Annotated in this window: 16 protein-coding genes; 12 read left to right on the forward strand and 4 right to left on the reverse strand. The window is 50.1% G+C overall.

Going from position 1 to position 21,619, the window contains the following annotated elements; all coding sequences use genetic code 11:
* The first annotated feature begins 49 nt into the window (after window positions 1–49).
* Window positions 50–670 carry a CpXC domain-containing protein gene (locus JW881_02060; protein ID MBN1696273.1) on the forward strand — a complete coding sequence of 207 codons (621 nt, stop codon included), beginning with the start codon at window positions 50–52 and terminating at the stop codon, window positions 668–670.
* Window positions 667–2,685 (forward strand): hypothetical protein, encoded by a 2,019-nt coding sequence (locus tag JW881_02065; protein ID MBN1696274.1) that lies wholly within the window; start codon window positions 667–669, stop codon window positions 2,683–2,685. The genes JW881_02060 and JW881_02065 overlap by 4 nt, the downstream gene beginning before the upstream one ends.
* Here JW881_02065 and JW881_02070 read toward each other — a convergent pair.
* The gene (locus JW881_02070; protein MBN1696275.1) at window positions 2,672–3,196 is read right to left on the reverse strand and encodes a hypothetical protein; all 525 of its coding nucleotides are present in this window, start codon (window positions 3,194–3,196) and stop codon (window positions 2,672–2,674) included. The genes JW881_02065 and JW881_02070 overlap by 14 nt on opposite strands.
* Window positions 3,197–3,543: 347 nt before the next feature.
* On the opposite strand from JW881_02070, the gene JW881_02075 reads away from it, so the two are divergent.
* The 3 genes from JW881_02075 to JW881_02085 all read left to right on the forward strand — a co-directional run bounded on the left by JW881_02075 (window position 3,544) and on the right by JW881_02085 (window position 8,353).
* Entirely contained in the window at window positions 3,544–5,352 is a 1,809-nt protein-coding gene (locus tag JW881_02075) for a hypothetical protein (protein ID MBN1696276.1), read from the forward strand.
* Window positions 5,353–5,631: 279 nt separating this feature from the next.
* Window positions 5,632–5,823, forward strand: a complete 192-nt coding sequence (locus JW881_02080) for a hypothetical protein (protein MBN1696277.1) — start codon at window positions 5,632–5,634, stop codon at window positions 5,821–5,823.
* Window positions 5,824–5,890: 67 nt separating this feature from the next.
* The gene (locus JW881_02085) at window positions 5,891–8,353 is read left to right on the forward strand and encodes an ATP-dependent RNA helicase (protein ID MBN1696278.1); all 2,463 of its coding nucleotides are present in this window, start codon (window positions 5,891–5,893) and stop codon (window positions 8,351–8,353) included.
* A 37-nt stretch (window positions 8,354–8,390) separates the two neighbouring features.
* Here the strand turns inward: JW881_02085 and JW881_02090 are convergent, their stop codons facing one another.
* Window positions 8,391–9,008 carry a Crp/Fnr family transcriptional regulator gene (locus JW881_02090; protein MBN1696279.1) on the reverse strand — a complete coding sequence of 206 codons (618 nt, stop codon included), beginning with the start codon at window positions 9,006–9,008 and terminating at the stop codon, window positions 8,391–8,393.
* 225 nt (window positions 9,009–9,233) lie between these two features.
* Between JW881_02090 and JW881_02095 the strand changes: the two genes are divergently transcribed.
* The 7 genes from JW881_02095 (at window position 9,234) to hisF (ending at window position 18,689) form a co-directional block, all read left to right on the forward strand.
* Window positions 9,234–10,670: an SLBB domain-containing protein gene (locus JW881_02095; protein MBN1696280.1), complete on the forward strand. Its 1,437-nt coding sequence runs from the start codon at window positions 9,234–9,236 to the stop codon at window positions 10,668–10,670.
* 17 nt (window positions 10,671–10,687) lie between these two features.
* On the forward strand, window positions 10,688–11,878 hold the full coding sequence (locus JW881_02100; protein ID MBN1696281.1) for a cysteine desulfurase: 1,191 nt from the start codon (window positions 10,688–10,690) through the stop codon (window positions 11,876–11,878).
* Between the two features lie 21 nt (window positions 11,879–11,899).
* On the forward strand, window positions 11,900–13,063 hold the full coding sequence (thiI, locus tag JW881_02105; GenBank protein MBN1696282.1) for a tRNA 4-thiouridine(8) synthase ThiI: 1,164 nt from the start codon (window positions 11,900–11,902) through the stop codon (window positions 13,061–13,063).
* 132 nt (window positions 13,064–13,195) lie between these two features.
* Entirely contained in the window at window positions 13,196–16,318 is a 3,123-nt protein-coding gene (locus JW881_02110; GenBank protein ID MBN1696283.1) for an isoleucine--tRNA ligase, read from the forward strand.
* Window positions 16,319–16,353: 35 nt separating this feature from the next.
* Window positions 16,354–17,244 (forward strand): hypothetical protein, encoded by an 891-nt coding sequence (locus JW881_02115; GenBank protein ID MBN1696284.1) that lies wholly within the window; start codon window positions 16,354–16,356, stop codon window positions 17,242–17,244.
* 31 nt (window positions 17,245–17,275) lie between these two features.
* On the forward strand, window positions 17,276–17,920 hold the full coding sequence (gene hisH, locus JW881_02120; protein MBN1696285.1) for an imidazole glycerol phosphate synthase subunit HisH: 645 nt from the start codon (window positions 17,276–17,278) through the stop codon (window positions 17,918–17,920).
* Between the two features lies 1 nt (window position 17,921).
* Window positions 17,922–18,689 (forward strand): imidazole glycerol phosphate synthase subunit HisF, encoded by a 768-nt coding sequence (hisF, locus tag JW881_02125; protein ID MBN1696286.1) that lies wholly within the window; start codon window positions 17,922–17,924, stop codon window positions 18,687–18,689.
* 76 nt (window positions 18,690–18,765) lie between these two features.
* Here hisF and JW881_02130 read toward each other — a convergent pair whose 3' ends face one another.
* Both JW881_02130 and JW881_02135 read right to left on the reverse strand, forming a co-directional pair.
* Window positions 18,766–19,983 (reverse strand): YibE/F family protein, encoded by a 1,218-nt coding sequence (locus JW881_02130; GenBank protein MBN1696287.1) that lies wholly within the window; start codon window positions 19,981–19,983, stop codon window positions 18,766–18,768.
* A gap of 73 nt (window positions 19,984–20,056) precedes the next feature.
* On the reverse strand, window positions 20,057–21,532 hold the full coding sequence (locus JW881_02135) for an alkaline phosphatase (protein MBN1696288.1): 1,476 nt from the start codon (window positions 21,530–21,532) through the stop codon (window positions 20,057–20,059).
* Window positions 21,533–21,619: the final 87 nt, after the last annotated feature.

Here is a 21,619-nt window from a genome sequence, read left to right on the forward strand (position 1 = left end):
ACGCATTACGACAACCATTGTATAATCGCGACCGTAAAAGGAGAAAATGATGAAAAAGACAATAACCTGTTTTTGTGAGTCTGAGTTCGAAGCGGAGCTTCCGGATCGCGTTGACTGTAAAAAGCATCCAGAAACGGTCGATTCCATTATCGACGGCAGTTTCCTCAATATACGTTGTCCGGAGTGCGGCAAGGTACTCAAACCCGAGGTTCCGTTTCTGCTCGAACATGTCGGGGGAGATTTTTCGGTCTATTTCATTCCCGAACTCGACAGGGTCGCCTATTTTCTGGGAAACCTCGAATATACTATCGGGGCGCCCGCGCGTGTGGTCATCGGATATCCGGAACTTGTCGAAAAACTCCTCATTATGAAAGCGGGACTCGACGACAGGGTGATCGAGGCGATTAAATTCTATCTGCTTCAGAAGGCGACGGACACGTCGAAGGATGAAGATCGGGATATCGCCATTTCCTTCAGGGAACAAAAACCCGGGGCCCTCGTTTTTCATATCGAGGGAATGAAAGAGGATACTATCGGTGTTTCCGAGATCAAACAGGAAATGTACGATAAAATAAAGACCGATATAGACGGCAAGGTAAAAGAAGAGCCCTTCAATACCTTTTTGGTCCCTCCCTATGTGTCATTGAACAGGGTGTATATGGAAAAATGAAAACCCGTCACATTTTATTATTTGTCATCCTTCTCGCGTGGATCGCCGCGATCGGATATGCGCAGGAAGGAAGGACGGTCATTCAAAGCGGCCATTTCGAGGAAATCAACTGCCTTCGATTTCATGAAAAGGCCGATCTCCTTTTTTCCGCTTCGGACGACGGCTGTATCAAGGTCTGGGATACGAACACCTCCGAAGTGCTTCAAAGTTTAAGGATTTCTTTCCGGCCTGTGGAAGAAATCGCCGTACACCCGGTGAAGCCGCATATTGCCGCACTTGAAATCACGGGTCCCGCTTCGTCCGTTATGACGGTGGCGGATTGGGAAAAAGGGGAAATTCTCTTCCGTGAGGAACTCGCCTTCATCCCCCTTTTCTTTACCTATTCTCCAAAGGGGAATTATCTTGTCTACGGCAAACCCGAATGGAACAGCCTTTCCTTTTTCGATGCGGAAACGGGTGGGCGGCGTTCTTTTTTTCAGGATGGATTCGGCATAGTTTCCTGTCTCATTATTTCGGATAATGAAAAAAATATAATGGCCTACCAGTCTTCCGGAAAAATCTCGTATTGGAAACTCAGTACACAAAAACCACTCCTCGACGAGCCGATCTCGACCCTGCCCGATCTTGCCGCAATCAGTATTTCAGGAAACAAACGCTTTATCGCCGCTTCGACGGGCAAAAAACTGGTCATCGTGGATCTTGTGACCGGCAGGGTGATCGCGCATACGGATATGGAAGGGATCACCTCGACCGGTATTTCGCGTGATGACACCGAAGTTATCTGTATCGCCAAAAAGGAAGGGACGTCGGGTCTTTACCGGTTTCGTTTCAATGGAAGCGATCTTGTACCGAAACCGATCGTATCCGGCGCCGGGATCTTCCGGAACGTCAATACACCGGTTTACACGAAGAAGGGAATCTTCTTTTCCGGCCCGGCCGGTCGTATCTATGAACTTTCATCAGACGATACACCGAAGGTGTTCTCATCCGGCAGGCTTATCCGGATTTCCGATATCGCCTTTATCAGCGATCTTATCGCACTCAGTAACGACAAACAGATAATAACCTTTCCCCTCAACCTTCTCGATGTCAGTGAAACGACAATCGATGATGTCTCCGGCCTCGCATTGAATGTATTCGGCAATACCCTGAACACCGATGTCGGGCTTGAGTTTTTACGGACCAACAAACTGCTTTTCTGGAGCAAAGATACAATTCCCGCCGGGTTTAATGTACTCAATATCAAAACGGGAGAGATCGAAGAGGAGTGTAGCGATTTCGCTAACCCGCTTATTCAGCTCGATTTTATCGATGATACCATCCTCACCCTCGAGAAAAACGGCCGTACGAAATTGCTGGACAAAGTTAGCTTCAAGCCGTCTTTCGACTATACGGTAAAGGGAATGAACAAAGTAATCTATGTTTCAGACAGCATTCTCATCGGGGCGCGCAGCAAGCTAAGCAGCGCGGGGAGTTCGATTATTTCGATTAATCCGAAAACCGGGGAAACGGTCCCCCTCTCCGATCCGAGTCTGCTTTGCTACGATATCGCCTATGACCCCGCATCCCGTTATCTCTATTCGTTGAGTATCGGACATGATGAGTCGGGTTCCGTTACCATGTTCAAGGCCCATTACGGGAGGGGATATGAAAGGGAACGGATTATTTCATCTTTCGCGGGCGAAGACCTTTCCGCTTCGATCGCCCTTGTCCCGGGCAACAGACAGGTGTATACGAGTTTGGGATTCGATTCGATAAAGCGCTGGAACGAAAGGACATTGCAATCCTTTCCGCCCAGTACCAATATACCGAGAAAGCTCTATGTCGCGGGAACCTTCCTTCTTTCACTGAACAGGGACCGTTCGATCACGATCTGGGATCGGTTCAAACACATCAAGATGTTCGATCTTTATTTTTTTGACGATTTCAAATGGATCGCGATATTCCCCGAAGGTGATTTCGTGACGTCGAAAAGCGCAGATGACTATGTCAAGCGCTTTTCTACCCGTCCGTAAATGTATTGAGGACATCCGTGTAAAGCCTGGCAAGAAGAGGGTCGCCGGCGCCCCGTAATCCCCCGTCGGCAATAACATCGGATCTGTTTGTGTAAAACCAGTGATACAAACGTTTACAGGCGTCGGGCCTGTTGCCGGATGACCTGCAGATACCGACAATCGTTTTCATTTCCGGAAGACTGAATATCTTTCTGGCATTGTTCAGTGTTATGATAAATGACTTACCGCGGCCTGTCGATTCGATCATTACATCCTCTGCCCGGGCGGCTTTTGTTTTACGCTTTCCCCTCACCGGTTTTTTAGTCCTTTTTTGTTCGTATTCGACGATTTCCCTGTTCAGCTTGTCAACCTGCATGTTATGGATGATGACGTTTGCCTGTTTCAGCAGAAAAATAAGGCCGTCTTCATCGATTTTTTTAAGGAGATCTTTGAGTTGTTTTTCAAGCCTGCTGCGTTGGGATTCCTTCCCGGACGTTTTCCCGGAACCGGATTTTTTTGTTGATTTTGCCATCGATTCCTCCTCATGCGGTGATTATCGCCATCGTAAAACAAACCGGATAAACGGCATTACAGACACTCATAGAGTCCGTTCCCATAGACCCCGGTATCCGCAAGAATGAGTCATCCCGCATCTACGGGCATTAATATAGCCCACTCAAGCCGGTTTGTCACGCCGTCATTACCGAAAATCCTTTCGTATATAGACCGATCCGCCTGCAAAAACGGATGTTTAGCGGCGGCAAATGCGTTTACGGGTATACCCGTAATTTTTAAAAATACGTACTTTCCACGATTTACAGGTTTACGGTAACGATTACACTTTCAGGAGATATTATGAATATCAAGGAGGATAATCGTATGAGAAAAAACGGGAGATTATTCCACCCGTGTATTGTAATAATGGTATTTCTGTCCATTATAGTAATCAATTGTGATCTTGAGGTAAACAGGATGCCGGAAATCGATGCGGCTGCCGATGATCCCCTTTCCGGGGAGCTTGCGATAAGCCGCTCGGAGGGAGACTCGATCCACATCACCCAGATCGTTCATCCCGTCTACAATCCCTCAGGACCTTCCGGAAGCAACAATTGCGGGCCCGCATCACTTGCGATGTGTCTGAGGGCGGCGGGCTATTTCGCCTACAGAAGCGCGGCGACACTGACACCTGAAGAACAAATCGATCACACACGCGCCCTGTTGTATCCGGAATTAAGCGGAAGTTTCACAACGATCACCCGGGCCGGTATACCCTACACCCAATTGAACCTCGACGGTAACCTCACGGATATCGAATCGCGATGCGGCAATGCGCTGTCCTCGATCGGGGGGGATATCATCGCATTCAATACCCGGGAAATCCTGGACAAGGCGATGGATAACGGGCTTTCCGTTATCCTCGGGGGGTATTTGACCGATTCGTGGAAAAACCAGTTTTCGCCGTACGGTCATTGGTCGGGAAGCGGCTATCACTATATCGCGGTGACGGGAAAAACCTCTTCCGGCAGCTATGTGGTCAATGATCCGCTGTACCGGCACGGGGCGGTTCTCTTGAGCTATTCCCAGCTTCTCGTTTTCGATTTACATCGGCTTTCGGGAACGGCGGTTGACTGGTTTACACCGGCGCCCTTTGCCCTCAGAAAAACAGCCAACGGCAGGGCGTATGTCTTCATGAGAAGAGAAAGCGACAGGTATATCTACCGCACGTATCAGTATTCGGCGAACGGCGGATGGAGCCCCTGGAGTGTCGTCAATACCACCCCGACTACAGGGAATCCGGTCGTTGTCGAACAGCCGTCCGGCCGCCTGCTTCTTTTTGTCAGGGGAACGGCCGGTCGGGTCCTTCTGTTCTCGGAGTCCTCATCCGGAAGCATGAACAATATGACGGATTTGGGCGGAGAAACATATTACCCGCTTACGGCGGTCAGGAACAGGGACGGACGCGTCGAGGTCCATGCCCGCGGTATCGACGGTAATCTTTACAGGCGGGTTCAGACCGCGGTGAATGGTGATTTCGGGGGATGGGAGAAGATAATCGGCGGGGCAAAAACGGGCTCGGGCGCGTGCATGAACAGATACGGGAGGATCGAGATTTTCGCGGGCCTCGGCGGGTATTCCGGTAATATACCGCTTGGGCGTACATATCAGGTTAGTGCCGGCGGGGGATACAGAGACGGCTGGGAGTATCTCGACGGACACCTCAAATATGAACCCGTCGTTTTCAGGGCACCCGATTCGCTTCTTTTTACCGCAGTCCGGAGCGTCGAGGAGAATATCCTCTATTATAAAACAGAGGAGAATAACTGGAGTTCATGGGCCAAAGTCGGAACAAACATGCTTGAAGTTGCCGGCCGGCCGGCGGGTGAAGGGATGTATTTTCGTGACTCAGGCGGAACCTGGTATCTGGATCTCACTATTTTTGTCCGCGCCAAATCGAATGTCATCAACTGGACGAGTTACCGGAAACGGAACGGTTATTCCTCCTGGTCTTCCTGGAATTCGAATATCGAAGGGATTGCGACATCGGATCCCGCCGTTGCGAGGTACAGCGACGGACGCCTCTTTGTCGTCGTTCGCGGTACCACCCGGTACCTCTATATCAGATTGCAGAGCGGCTCTTTTCAGTCGTGGGATTCCTGGCAGGTGCTTGGAAATGATCTCCGGTTTTAACCCGGTTTTTTCACCCATTGATATCGGGGCCGGCAGGCGGCCCCGATGAACGTTCGGGGGAGGGCGGTATTTGTCCTCCCCCTTTATCTGCATGAACAAAGAGGAGATGGGGAACGGGCATCGTATATCCCCGCTTTTCCCTGAGCGTCATTATGTGGAGGGAAATGCCGAATTCTCCTTGATTAAATGGTAATTCGAATATACAATAAATGTAAGAGGCTCAATGGACTCAATTAATAATGGACGGGCCGGGCTCTATTTGAAGATGAGGAGTTTTTGATGCCACAAAAAGTTTCATCATTTGATGAATTATCCGCCTTTATCATCTCTTTCGGAGTCGAAGAAACAGAAGCAATACATATCGCAGAGGAGTTTATGGATAAAAACAATATCGAATTTGATGCGGACGGCAATTTCAGCGCCCTGAATGTCGAGTTTTCCAAAGAAAAAAAAGCGGTAACGACATGTTGATCTGTGATACACATGATATTTCCGTAACTACTGACGATCATTACCTTGCGAACTAATAATAAAAAGCATGAATTCTAAAAAACTTCCTGTTTACAAACAGCGATCAAAAATTCTCAAACGGCTCGCCTCGAATCAGGTCATCGTTGTGGAAAGTCCCACCGGTTCGGGTAAAACAACCCAGATACCGCAGATTCTCTATGAAGCCCGGTATGCGAAGTCAGGCATCATCGGTATAACGCAGCCGCGGCGTATCGCGGCCGTTTCCGTTGCACAATTTATCGCGAAACAGATGGGAAAAACCATCCCGGACACCGTCGGATACAAAATGCGGTTTGAAGATGCAACCGACGCCCGGACAAAAATAAAGATCATGACTGACGGTATTCTCCTCCAGGAAATAAAAGCGGATTATATGCTTTCAAAATACAGCGTCATCATCGTCGATGAAGCCCATGAACGGAGCCTGAATATCGATTTTATCATCGGACTCTTGAAACGGATACTGCAAAGCAGACCGAATTTCAAGGTCATTATCTCCTCCGCAACGATCAATGCCCAGGTGTTTTCCGAATATTTCGACAGTTGTCCCGTGGTCAATATCGAGAGTATCATCTATCCCGTCAAAATCGTCTATCAGGTCGCAAAGGTCGAGCATAATTTCGATATGATGCTGCAGAATATAACCGATATCATGTTCAGAATCGATAAAGAATCGGAAGAAGGTGACGTCCTTGTTTTTCTTTCCGGTGAAAAGGGGATAAAGCAATGTATTACCATGCTTTACGGACTTCCCTTCGCGGACAAACTTGAAATTCTGCCCCTTTACTCCCGCCTCTCGAGCGAAGAACAGGAAAAGGTGTTCAATCAGTATCCGGGAAAACGAAAGGTCATCGTTGCCACCAATATTGCCGAAACATCGGTGACCATCGACGGCATTATTTATGTGATTGACAGCGGACTCGCAAAAATGAACTTCTACAATCCCAGGACATTCACTTCCTCCCTTGTCGAGGTCCCCATCTCAAAGGCCGCTTGTAACCAGCGAAAGGGAAGGGCCGGACGCACGAATCCCGGCGTCTGTTTCCGTCTTTATAACCATACCGATTACGAATCGAGATCCATGTTTACCCTCGAAGAGATATTCCGCACCGATCTGTCCGAGGTGGTATTGCGAATGGCTGAAATCGGTATTCATGATTTTGAAGGCTTTGATTTTATCTCGCAACCGCAAAAGGAAGGCATTCATAGTGCCGTGGAAACCCTTACCATGCTCGACGGACTCGACGACAATATGGAACTCACTGAAATCGGAAAAATGATGGCGATATTCCCCCTCCTGCCGCGGCATTCACGCATTATTGTCGAGGCGATTATGCGGTATCCGGTCGTCATCGAAGAGGTCCTGATCGCAACGGCTTTCCTGACCACCAATTCCCCCTTTCTTCTCCCGCAGGGACTTGAAATCGAAGCGAGAAAGGCACATCATTCATTCAGGGACAAGAATGGGGATTTTCTCTCCTATCTCAAACTTTATAAAAGCTTTTTACGGACGAACAGGAAAGAGAAATTCTGTGAACAATATTTCCTTGATTACAAGACGATGCTTGAAATTCTCAATATCAAAACACAACTCGAAGATATTGTGGCGGAAAATAAAATTCCCATTCGGTCGGGCGGCGGCGTCAAGGACTATATATCCGCTATCGCCAGGGGGCTTATTCAGTTTGTGTGCATAAAACGGGGAAAGGAGCTATACGCAAGCCTGACCGCAGAGAAAATATTTATTCATCCCGGTTCGGTGATGTTTCGAAAAAACCCCCGGTTCATCGTGGCTGGTGAAATCGTCAAGACGACCCGCACATACGCCCGCTCGGTTTCCGAGATTCTGCCCGAATGGATTCCCGATATTTCTCCCCTGCTAACATCCCTCCTTGGTGTGGAAGGGGGTGTGAAAAGAAAGCGAAGGGGTGAGAGGGATTATACGAATAATATCAAAATCGGCGGGGAAGTGTTCAGGATTGAAACGGTAAAAGGAAAGAAGAAGACGGTCGTCCTCCCCTGGAACAAGGTAAAGGCGATGTTGCCGGCCTTGACGGATGCCATGATGCCTTCGTTCAAAGGATTGCGTGGAAAAATAATTTATGAACAATATGAGATTCTTTCGGGAACAAGGCTCGATACCTTGCTTAATCTGGCCGCGAAAATCAATCCGGAAAAGGAAATCATCAGAAAATGGCCCCGAAATATCTTCCGTTTTCGTGAAAACCCCGCCCGCCTTTTGCAAAACCTTCGCTTGATTCTCATGCTATGCAAACAGAGGAAAAAATCGAAACGTCTCGGATTTCTTTCGCTTCGAACGGACGGCGAAGGCAATTACCGTTTTATCTGTAAAAAGACCTTTTATTCGGCACTCACGGAAAGCCTCGCGAGCCTTGAAACCCTCGCGGACGAACCCGACGAGGTTCTCCAGGGTCCCGACCGTCAAACAGTGAACAAGCTATACCGGCGCCTCGCGGGATTGCTCGAATAACGGGTTGACGCCGGCCGGAATACGGAAACACCGCGCCTCACCGTTTTTTTTCTTTTAAAATGATCTCCCTGTCACCCAGCGCCGAATTGGTGACGATCCCCCTTCGAAGAAGGTCCTGGATTGTCTGGAGAATATCATCCGAACGGATCCCGAGACGGTCGCACGCCCAATTGACGAACTTGTCGATATTGATCCGGAACCCGTTGAAGGTGGGGGTCCCGTAATCGTGCGCGAACTGGATAAGACCTCCGATAATCTGATTGTCCCTTGTGGTGACAATCATCTTCTGGAGAATCGTATTCGCCCGTCTGAGCCGTTCCGAGAGAATCCGTATCATTTTTTTAGCAAAATCAGAGTTTTTTTCAATCACTTTCTCGAAAAGATTCTCGTTCATGATGAGGAGCTTGGTCGGCTTTGTCGCGACGGCCGTTGCCGATCGCGCTTTTTTTTCGATAATCGCCATTTCACCGAACATATCGCCCCTGCCCAGACTTATGAGTGTTTTTGATGAGGAGGTGTAGGTCGATTTTCTTATTTCGACCTCGCCTTCTATAATAATATAGAGTTCCTCGCCGCGGTCACCCTCCTGAAAAATGACGGTACCTGTTTTAAACTGTTTCACATGACGGTCAAAAACATCCCTGTTTAGTCGCATTGATTATTCTCCCACTCTATAAAAATCGGTGAATATGAATGATAACTCAAGAAAAAAGGACGCGTGTATGTCGCCCGAGAAATTTCACCTGGACGCAAACCCGGACACCTCCCCTTGACCTGATGAGATGATAGCTGTTACTATACGGCCATGAAACAATACCTGTTCAGCATCATGTGCTTCTTTATGATCTGTTATTCGGGCATATCTGAGGAGTATGTGAGAATGCCTGCATTCGGAAATCAGCCGATACTCACCACAAAAATCGACAGCGAGAAAGTAATCGCACAGAAAATACTGGGAACGACAAAATATAAACTGACCCCGGGGGATTCGTACAAGATTATCGTTCAGGTCAGGGAAACGATAACGCAGCCACTTATACTCGATGAAAATTATCTTCTTGAAATACCTTTTCTCGGAACGGTCGATGTCAGGGGGATGTATTTTTCCGAACTCAGACAGCTGATAATCAAACGAATCAAGGCAAAAATGGTTGTCGACTTCGTCGATTTCGTTCTCGTCGCGCCTGCGTTATTCGATATTTTCATTTACGGCGGGGTGGAGAATCCGGGGATCGCCACGGTCACGCCGGTCAACACCCTCTGGGAGGCGATCGTTCTGGCAAAGGGCTTCAAGAAAGGCGGAAGTTACCGCCAGATTGCATTGGAGAGGGGCGGGGAGACCTTTGTCTGTGATCTCGGGAAATATATCGGGGAGGGGGACCTTTCACAGAATATGCTTCTTGAACCGGGAGACAGGATTTATATCCCCCATGCGGAAATCATGGCCAAAATCGACGGGAATGTCCTGTACCCGGACACTTACGAACTCGTACCGGGTGAAACAATGGCCGATCTCATCCGTATTGCCGGCGGATTACGGCCGGATGCGGACAGGAAGCATATAAAGGTCGTCCGGATGACGGAAAGCAGGTCTTTTACCATGATCGATCTCACCTATGAAGCGGCTGAAACCGTTGCCGTTCAAAACGGCGATCAGATGAAGGTTGCCTCGTTTCATGAAAACTCCGATATGATTCTGGTCGAAGGGGCCCTTTACGGCAGACCGACGTCCGGAACGGAACCGCAGCCGATTACACCAAAACCTATCGTCATCAATGTTCCCTATATACCGGAGATGACTCTCCTTGAAGTTCTCGAGGAGTTCGGTGGTCCGACGCCCCTTGCCGACGCGGAGAAAAGCCTCGTGATACGAAAGCGGACAGGAGAAAAAATACCGGTCGATGTGAGAAGGCTGTGGGAATCCCGGAGCGACAACCTCGACATACTCCTCGAACCCCGAGATCATGTGTATGTACCGATGGTCGCGACAAAAGTCGTGGTCGCGGGAAAAGTGAACACCCCCGGCGCATTTCCTTATGTCACCGACTCGATTGTTTCCGATTATATCATGATGGCGGGGGGAATCATCCCGGAAGAAGGGGATGCAAATCGTATTTTCCTCCTCGACACGAAGGGGAAAAAAGCCCCGCTTACGCTGGAAAGCGAGGTCGAACCCGGTTATCTTATTTATGTCGATCAAACCGCCTGGGAATATACGAAATACACACTCGACCAGATCACGGTCGTTATAGGCTTTGCCGCCGCATCACTTGCACTCGTCTTGAGTATTTATGATTTGATCGATGTATTCTATTAAAGGCATACCGAAAGCGTATGGTTTACCTGGATTGGGCTGCGACAGCCTTACCTGATCTCGATGTATTGAGGAAACGATGCGGTGAGGAAGAAGCGTGTTTCGGCAATCCTTCATCGCCGCACTCTGCGGGGAAAAAGGCACGGGAGCTTCTTTCAACCTCGAGGAAAAGGGTAGCGGGTGCCCTGGGGTGCGATTCTTCAGAGGTCGTCTTTACCTCCGGCGGTACCGAATCCAATAATATGATCCTTTTCTCGTTACTCGGCCGTCCGGCACAGCGGAATCCGAAGATCGAGGTAAAACGGAAAATGCATATTGTCACAAGCGGAATCGAGCACCCGTCCGTTTACAACCCCGTCAAACGACTCGAGTTAATGGGATTCAGGGTCTCGGTTATCCGCGCCGCGAAAGACGGAAGGGTCGAGCCCGGACGTATCGCCGAGGCGCTGGATGAAAAGACCGTGCTCGTTTCCCTTATGTTCGTCAACAACGAAACAGGGGTCGTTCAGCGGGTGGAAGAAACGGGGCGCCTGATACGGGAATACCGGTTGAAGTCGGGGCGGCGGATTATTTTTCATGTCGATGCGGTACAGGGGTTCGGAAAACTCCCCTTCAGGCCGGTTGAATGGGACGTGGATACCGCCGCGATCAGCGCCCATAAGCTGGGCGGACCAAAAGGCTCCGGAGCGCTCTTCATACGGAAGGGAATTATCCCCGATTTTCTTTATACGGGGGGTGAACAGGAGGAGAAACGGCGGCCGGGAACCGAGGATATTGCCGGGTGTTACGGATTCGGACTTGTCGCGGAAAAGGGCGCCGGGCTTTTGGAGGAACGGTATGAAAACGCAACCGCTATAATGGAAAGACTGATGAAAGACCTCTCATCGATTCCGGGAATTGTTTTTATACCGGACGGGCGGCCGCATATGAACCGGGCGAGTTGTTCACCGTACATACTCAAGGTCGCTTTTCCGCCGATACCCGGTGAAGTGGCGGTAAGGATGTGCGACGGGAAGGGATTTCTTGTTTCTACAGGTTCCGCCTGTTCTTCCAGGCAGAAAGAAAAATCACACCGGGTGCTCCGTCATATGGGTATCGGCGAGGATATCGCATCGTCGAGTATCCGGATATCGATCGGCTGGGAAACGAAAATGGAAGATTGTATCGCATTCTCACGGGTACTCAGACAACTCGTACAATCGCTGAAATAATAATGGAAAAGAGAAAAAAAGATGTATGAAAGATCCCTCTTTCTAGTAAAATATGGAGAACTTTCGATAAAAGGGAAAAACAAGGCACAGTTTACTAAAAGATTACGCGGCAATATCAGGCAACAGCTGACCGGAATCAAGACGGATTTCACCCTCCGGCCGGGACGGTTTTATCTGAGAGTGGAAGAGGGGGCGGAGGAGAGGGCGGCCGTCGTGCTCTCCCGTACATTCGGCATCAGGGCGTTTTCACGGGCAATCATGGTGGAAAAGAAGATTGAATCCATCGAGGAAGCGGCATGCAAGGTCGCCGGCAGGCTCGTCGAATCCGGAAAGGGGAATAGATTTAAATGTGAAGTGAGACGGACGGATAAATCCTTTCCTTCATCGTCATACGAGATCGCATGCCGGCTTGGAGATGTTTTACGTAAAACCTTTCCCGGCCTCTCCGTCAATCTGGATAAACCCGACTGGACCATCAATGTGGAAGTTCGCGAGCGTGCGTACGTCTACGGGGAAGAGGTGCCGGGTTTGTGCGGCCTTCCCGTTTCATGCGCCGGAAAGGGACTTCTTCTTTTGTCCGGCGGTATCGATTCTCCCGTCGCCGGGTACCTCATGGCAAAACGGGGCCTTTTTCTGGATGCGGTTTATTTTCATACGCCGCCGTTCACCTCACAGGAAGTGCTTGAAAAGATCCGCAGCCTTATCGGCGTTGTAAAAACATATATACCGAATATGAAACTCTTTGTTGTACCGTTTACGGAAGTACAGCTTCGAATCAGGGAAAAGGCTTCTCGTGATGAAATCACCCTGCTGAGCAGGGCGAGTATGATGCGTATCGCGGATACGATCGCACGAAGGGACGCCTCACTCTGCCTTGTTACGGGAGAAAGCCTGAGCCAGGTCGCCAGTCAGACCCCGGAGAGTATTCGTTTTACGGGAAGCAAAACGGTTCTTCCCGTTTTTCGTCCGCTCATCGGGTATGACAAGGAAGAGATCATCAATGTCGCCCGCAGGATCGGAACATACGAGATATCGATTCTTCCCTATCCGGATTGCTGCACCCTCTTCGCTCCCCCGCACCCACTGATCCGGCCGGATTTCGGACACATGTGCGACGCTTTCGATGATCTTGAAATCGGGGAACTCCTCGAGGCGGCGATAGCCGGAACCGAAACCGTCGAATAATGTTTTTACGACAATTGTCGCACCGACCGTTGCAGCCTTGACATTATTGAAAAATTACCATTACTATAACCTGACATCCAAACAACAGGGTTGTAGCCGTCGCTATTATATTTTATACACCAGGAGGAACCATTGTACAAAGAGGTAAGTCAAAAAGTAAACTTTCCGGAAATGGAAGAAGAAATTCTTTCATTCTGGGAAAAAAACGATATTTTCAGGAAATCGATCGAACAGCGGGAGGGCTGTGAGGAGTACAGTTTTTATGACGGCCCGCCTTTTGCGACCGGGCTTCCCCACTTCGGTCATTTTGTTCCGGGAACGATCAAGGATGTGATTCCGCGTTACCAGACCATGAAAGGGAAAAAGGTACAGAGGAGGTTCGGATGGGACTGCCACGGACTCCCCGTGGAATACGAAATGGAAAAGGAACTCAAGATTTCCGGAAAGAAGGAGATCGAAGATTACGGTATCGCGAAGTTCAACGAGGCATGCAGATCGATCGTCCTCCGATATACCGGTGAATGGCGCTCCATTATTACTCGCCTGGGCAGATGGGTTGATTTTGATAATGATTACAAGACAATGGACCCCGATTATATGGAATCGATCTGGTGGGTGGTGAAGTCACTGTGGGACAGGGAACTCATTTTCGAGGGATTCTATATTCTTCCATATTGTCCGCGCTGTTCGACCGCACTCTCGAATTTTGAACTTAATCTGGGCGGTTACAAGGACGTCCAGGACCCCGCGATCACGGTCCGTTTCAGACTCAAGGACTCACCCGACACCTACATCATCGCCTGGACGACCACCCCTTGGACGCTTCCATCCAATCTTGCCCTTGCCCTTGGACCGGATATCACCTACGTGAAGGTAAAGGACTCGGACGAATACTATATTCTCGCGCGCGACCTGCTCCCCTCCTATTATAAAAACCCCGAAGAATGCGAGATCGTCAAAGAGTACAAAGGGCGTGATTTAAAAGACGTAAGGTATGAACCGCTTTTTCCCTATTTCAGAAACCTCGAAGAAAACGGCGCCTTCCGGACCTTTTTGGGCGATTTTGTTTCGACTGAAGACGGAACCGGTATTGTCCATATTGCCCCGGGTTTTGGTGAAGACGATTACAATATTCTCAGGGAGACCGGAATTCCGACTGTCTGTCCGGTAGACGGTGAAGGCAAATTCACGGACGAGGTGACCGACTACAAAGGAATATTCGTCAAGGCAGCCGATAAACAGATTATCAAGGATCTCAAGGATCGGAAAAAAATAGTAAAACACGGGACATATATGCATCCGTACCCCCACTGCTGGCGGTGCAGTTCTCCGCTTATCTACCGCGCGATTTCATCGTGGTTTGTCAATATTGAAAAAATCAAGGAAGCCATGATACGGGCAAACCGGGAAATAACCTGGGTTCCCGCCCACCTCCGGGACGGGAGGTTCGGCAAATGGCTCGAAGGCGCCAGGGACTGGGCGATTTCACGAAACCGTTACTGGGGTAATCCCATTCCCATATGGAAATGTGAGGGCTGCGGCCGGACCGAATGCATCGGAAGCAGGGCTGAGCTCGAAGAGAAGTCCGGGAAAAAGGTGGACGATCTGCACAAGCACTTTATCGATGGGATCACCTACTCTTGCGATTGCGGCAGTGCGATGATCCGTATTCCGGAAGTCCTCGACTGCTGGTTCGAATCCGGGGCTATGCCCTATGCCCAGAATCATTACCCTTTTGAAAACAAGAAGCATTTCGAACAGAACTTTCCGGCGGATTTCATAGCGGAGGGGCTTGATCAGACAAGGGGCTGGTTTTATACACTCACTGTATTGTCGGCCGCACTTTTCAACAAGCCCGCATTCAATAACGTCGTTGTCAATGGACTTGTCCTCGATGAGGAAGGGAAAAAGATGTCAAAATCCCTGAGGAATTATACCGATCCCGCCGAGGTCGTGAACTCCTTTGGGGCGGATGCGCTCAGGCTTTTCCTGATGCATTCGGCGGTGGTAAAGGCGGAGGATTTGAAATATTCCGATACCGGCGTGAGGGAGGTGCTGAAAAATGTCATCATACCCCTGTGGAACTCATACTATTTCTTTGTCACCTATGCCAACGTCGACAGGATCCGGATAAGCGAGCCGCCGGAAAATCCCGAGAATCCGCTTGACCGGTGGATTTTGTCCGAGGCGGAACGGCTGGTGGAGGAGGTCACCGAACAACTCGATGCCTACGATCTGCAGAAGGCGTTCGATCCCATTGTCGGATTCATCGATCTGCTCAACAACTGGTACATACGGCGTTCAAGACGGCGTTTCTGGAAATCGGAAAACGATCTGGAAAAAAATCAGGCATATCAAGCCCTTCATACGGCCCTGATGAAGCTTATCCTTGTCGCCTCACCGTTTATCCCCTTTACGACAGAGGGAATGTACCAGAACCTCAAACCGGATGGCTCGCCGCTTTCCATTCATCTCTGCGAGTGGCCCGTAGCGGATAACAGCAAACGCGATACGGAACTCGAAGCCCGCATGAAAATCACCAGACAGGCCGTTTCCATGGGCAGGGCGCTACGGATTCAATACCAGCTTCGCAACAGACAGCCGCTCAAGGCGATTCACCTTGTCACACGGAATAAAGATGAGAAACGTACCCTCATCGAGATGGAAGAGATCATCAAGGACGAGATGAATGTGAAAAACGTCGTATTCAGGGAAAACGAGGAGGAGCTTGTCGAATACCGGGCCAAGGCGAATTACCGTGTCCTCGGAAAAGAACTCGGTAAGGATATGAAAAAGGCAGCGGAAAAGATCGAGACACTCAGGATGAGTGAAATCCATTCGCTGCTCGAAGGATCGGTTCTCTCGCTCGATCTCGGGGACAGGGTTTTCGATCTGACGGCGGAGGGTGTGAGTGTGATGAGAATCGAAAAGGAAAATCTCAAGGTGCTCAACGAGGGCTCGTTAACGATCGCCCTTGATCCTGAAATGACGGACGAACTCGTGCGGGAAGGAATCGTGAGGGATATCGTCCGTTCGGTACAGAACGGGAGAAAGGAAATCGGGTTGAACGTGACAGACCGTATCAATCTCTTCATCCACGGCCCCGAAATGGTCAGGGACGCCGTGGAAAGTTTCTGGGAACACCTCTGTTCGGAAACCCTTGCCGATTCCTGGAAATGGGAGGAACACTCAGGCGCACAGGAAGTCGAATGCGGAACGGAGAAATGCCGGATTTTTCTGGAAAAAGCCGAATAACGTATTCTCGAGGAGAGGTCCTGAACGGATATTCTGTGAAATCTCTTTCCGGTTTGCCGATAATCATTATCTGTCTCATCGGTTTTCTTGTCATAACTGACTCGTGTGAAACATCGCCGCCGCAAAAACCCCCGTCGGTCTGGCTGGGCATGCTTCCCGGGGAAAGCAGCCTTCTCATCGGTATCCGGGATGCGGGGGCGTTGCGGCCGATTATCGAAAATATATTGGCCGTGATACATCTCGATATGCCGGATACCGCCTCCCTTCTGGATAAAACGGAAATGATTTTCGCATCGGTTGCGTTCAAAAAAAACGGGCCCCCGGTTTTTTACCTTCTTCTTGTAGGCAGGTATTCGACCCCGGCGATTTCACTGGGGCTTGGATGGAGCGGTGAGTGGCGGTGGATCGAGGGACCGCCGCGATACTGGGAACATAAAAGAGAAACACTTAATCTCGCCCATCACGGCGGCTACCAGATCATGCTGACAAACGGCGACATCGAAACATTTATCTCCCGCACAAGGCATCCCGAATCCCTTTCATTCATGCCGGAGATAACACACGTTCTCGAGACTTCGGAGGGATTCGTCCTTTTTCCCTCTTTCGGTGAAAACGCGATACCTGAAGAGGTTCCCGTTAACACAAAAAAGCTGCCCATACGGGAGGTGTGGTGCGGTATAGGGACGGAGGATGCCGCGTTCAGGCTGTGCGGTGCGTTCAATCTCCTGGAAGGCCCCGGCGCGAAACTTTTTTTTACCACTTTCAAGACCTTCATCATATGGCTGATGAGAAATGCGCATGTCGCCGGTTTTGTCGGGCGCATCGATACGGCGGTAGAAGGCGGCCTGGTCACTTTCAAAGCAGGGCCGTTTACGGAAGAAGAGTGCGGGAGGATACTCGAGGTACTAACACGCCGGTTATATTGAAGAAATCCTTTCATCATTGTATAATAGTCCGATGTCAACGTCACTGAAAACAAAAACAGCCGCGAGGGTGGGAATCGTCGATTACCGGGCGGGCAACCTTCGCAGTGTCGAGACCGCCTTCCGATACATCGGATCGGATTTTTTTATTTCCGGACAGCCGGAAGATTTCAGAAGCGCCTCACATCTTGTTTTTCCCGGTGTCGGGGATGCCGGAGCCGCCATGAGGGTGCTGAAGGAGACCGGCCTTGGCCAGGCGATACGGGAGTTCTATACATCGGGGAAACCGGTGCTGGGGATCTGCCTCGGCTGTCAGATCGTCCTTTCCCGATCGGAAGAGGGAAACGTCGAATGTCTTGACCTTATCCGCGGGACGGTTGTCCGGTTTCCCGAACGGCCGGGATTCAAAGTTCCTCATATGGGATGGAATCAGGTAAAGGATGCAAGCGGACACCCGCTTTTTGATGGAATCCCGGAGCGTTCGTCCTTCTATTTTGTCCACTCATATTACCCGGTCCCGGAAAGTACCGCCGACTGTATCGGGGAAACGGAATATGGCGTCACTTTTGCATCGGCGATCTGCAGGGACAATTGCGCGGCGGTCCAGTTTCACCCGGAAAAATCGGGTGAACGGGGATTGAGGCTGCTCGGTAATTTTCTGAAATGGAAGGCGGGGTAATATGCTTCAGAAACGAATCATCGTCTGTCTGGACGTCAAAGACGGAAAGACGACAAAGGGTATCCGTTTCAAGGGGAATATCGATATCGGTGATCCCGTGGCCATGGCGGAACAGTACTACCGTGACGGGGTTGACGAACTGGTGTTTTATGATATCACCGCTTCCGCGGAAGACAGACCCATCATGATCGATGTCGTGCGGCGCGTGGCTGAAAAGATATTCATTCCCTTTTCCGTCGGTGGGGGTATCGGGTCCGTGGACGATATACGCGAGGTGCTTCTTGCCGGCGCGGAAAAGGTAAGCGTCAATTCTCAGGCGGTCAGGATGCCCGGTATTATCGACGAGGGCGCGTCGCTGTTCGGAAGCCAGTGCATCGTACTCGGCATGGACGCAAAAAAAGACGATACCGCCCCGTCGGGATACCGTGTCTATATCAATGGCGGGCGGACCCGAACGAATCTCGATGCGCTCGCCTGGGTAAAAGAGGCGGAGGACCGGGGAGCGGGCGAGATCGTTCTCAATTCCATTGACGCCGACGGGACTCGCGACGGTTACGAACTCGAGGTGACGAAGATGATATCCGGCACCGTTCATATTCCCGTCGTCGCTTCCGGGGGGGCCGGAACGCCGGCACATCTTTATGACGTCCTCACGGCGGGAAAGGCGGACGCGGCACTCATCGCGTCCATGACACACTACGGCGATTATACGATAGGCGGTATCAAGGAATACCTCGCATCCCGCGGAATCCCGGTGCGGATGGAATGAGCGCCCTCACTTTCCGGGTTATTCGATTACCATGCTCGTTGTCGGGGACGGAAGTTGACCGGCATAAGCGGTCGGCTTACTGCGAAAGCACTTCGACCGGTTCATTTAAAGGTATGTTCCCGGATTCAAACAGTATTCCCGGCCGGCAGGTTACCGGTATCCGTTTTCCCGGAATGAGAAAACCGCCGATAATCGATGTCAGCGGCGCGACGAGTACCAGTCCGAAACTCCCGACGAGGGTATGAAGAATTTCAGTCGAAACATATGAAATATTGAATATATTGACCAGCGGGATCCCCTGCGCGATGAACACCATGAGGAGTGAGACATAACCGCCGGAATACGCCAGAAGGAGTGTCGTTGTCATGGTGCCGATTACCGCACGGCTGACATTGATGCCCGAACGTATATGTTCCCGCCTGGTGATGGAAGGATGCTTGTCGTATACCTCCTGCATGGATGCCGCGACATCCATGGCAAGATCCATTACCGCGCCCGATGAGGCAAGAAAAACCCCGGCGATAAGTATCTGGTTCAGATCGAGGTAGGTGTAGCCCGAATGGAGAATGGTTTCAGAAAAAGGTTTGACCGCGCCGTTTACCCTGAAAAGATGCCCAAAGACGATTGCAAGGAGTGAGGTGATAACGACGCCCGAGAGGGCGCCAATGAATGCGACGATTCCTTTGCGCGTGAACCCCCCGACGAGAAAGATGATGACGGCACTCAGGATCATGGTAATACCGAGTGAAACAAAAATCGGATTAATCCCGGAAAGAATAAGCGGCACCATCACCTTCCAGATCATGACGACGGCGAAAATAAATGAAACGAGTGACTTGAATCCCGTCCAGCCGGCAAAAAGAACTAAAAGCAGCGCAAACAGAACGATAAGTATTATTTCCACATCCAGCCTGTAGTAATCCAGCACATTGGCGTACAGGACCCCGCCGGTTTCCGGATCGATGTCGAGTACCGTGAACACGATATCCCCGGACCTGAATAATTTATCGAGTTCTAGCTTCCCGATAATCGTGTTTCCTGCATCGAACTCTTTGCCCTTATACCGTCCCTCTAAAACCCTGATTTTCAGTTCCTGATCGCCCTGCATGACGACCCCAAAAGACTTCACGTTTGTGTTATCCGCTTCGAGAACAAGGCTTTTCACGCGTTCGGAGGAAACAATGAGGCGTTTGTTTTCATATGGTGAGGGCCATAGTAATAATATCACTAAAAGCAATGCCAGAAGAAGGACGAAAACGATATCCTTCAGCTTTTTTTTATGTATCGATATCATAACCGGTACTCCTTTGAAAAAAATGGGGGGCAGTCTTGCAGCGGCCGCCCCCCCTGTCACATATTGGAATACATTAATTCATACTGATGCTGACACCCATAAGCCTGACTATTTTTGCATAGATGTCGGTATTGTCATAATATCCGTCGAACAGGCTTTGTCCGCTTCCCATGGCGAATGTGGGAACGGGAACGCCGGTATGAGAATAGGTGGTCCATCCGATACCCGCCTGCTGGTTGACGATATGCGTCAAGGTGACGGTAAAGGGTTCGTAGCCGCCGTAGAGGAGATAGACGTCTTCCTGTTTCGCCCGTTCTATTTCTCCCTTCATGCTTCTCGCGAACGAACGTTCCAGAAGCTCCTTTTCCGCATCGGAAAGGTCATTGAAATGTATCCCGAAAAAGGATTCGACCTGGGGAAGCAGGTCCGTCAATTGAGCGTTCTCTATGGAATGAGCTGCTTTATAGGGATCGAGAATTTCAGTGTTGAATTTGACGTATGATCCTTTTTGTTTCGCGACTTTGTCGAAAAAGGTCGAATACTGCGTTCCCGCGAATCCGATACTCATCCCGCCTGTTTCATGATCGCCGGTGACGACGATCAGGGTTTCATCCGGATGATTTTCGTAAAAATCGAGGGCTACCCCGATCGCCTTATCGAATGCGATGGTATCGCCTATCGCCGCCGCCGCATCATTGGCGTGGCAGGCCCAGTCGATTTTGCCTCCCTCTACCATGAGAAAAAAACCGCCGGGGTTGTCGAGCAGTTCGACCGCCTTCTTTGCATAATCAGCGAGTGAAAGATCGTCCGGCGCCCGGTCGATTTCGTAGGGCATTGCGCATGAATCCTGGAGAACCTTGTTCACGGCGACAATTTTGGAAGCGCCCGGTTTGAGGGCCCTGAATGTTGCGGGATCATTGACATAGGTATACCCTTTTTCCTTCAGTATTTCAATGATATCCCTCAGGTCATTATCTTTCCCCTTCGGTTGACAGAAACCGCCGCCGCCGAAAAAGTCGAAGTTGCTGTCTGTAAGCTGGAGTGCGATGTCGTACAAGTTTTTCCTCGATGGAACCTTTGCGTAGAAACAGGCCGGCGTCGCGTGATCGAGCGATACCGATGAAATTATTCCCACCTTTCTGCCATTGTCCCTTGCGTATTCGGCGATTGTTTTGAACTTTATCGTTTTCGTGACATCCATGTTCACGACACCGGAAAGGGTTTTGTTTCCCGTCGCTATCGCGGTCGCGGCCGATGCGGAATCCGTGATAAAGGTTCCGGCGTCGTAGGTGGTGGTTAATCCCTGCGCGGGGAACGTGGTGAAGGAAAGTTTCTCGACAGCGATATCGCTGGACGATGAGGCATACGTATAAATTTCTGAAGAATTGATCTGGGACATGGCCATGCCGTCACCGATGAAAAGAAAAACATATTTCGCGTTCCCTGTAACGGCCTGATCCTTTTCGACGATTTCTTTCTTGCCGGATGAAAAGAGATTGGCCGTCACAAAAAGTAAAAGTAGTAGAAGCACACTCATTGTTTTTTTCATACTTACCTCCTGATTATTGTTGAATGAATGAGGCATTTTCTCCCCGTTTTGTTATGATTGGGTGAGTCACATATAAAGAAATGATTA

The sequence above is a fragment of the Spirochaetales bacterium genome (assembly GCA_016930085.1).
Classification (GTDB): domain Bacteria; phylum Spirochaetota; class Spirochaetia; order SZUA-6; family JAFGRV01; genus JAFGHO01.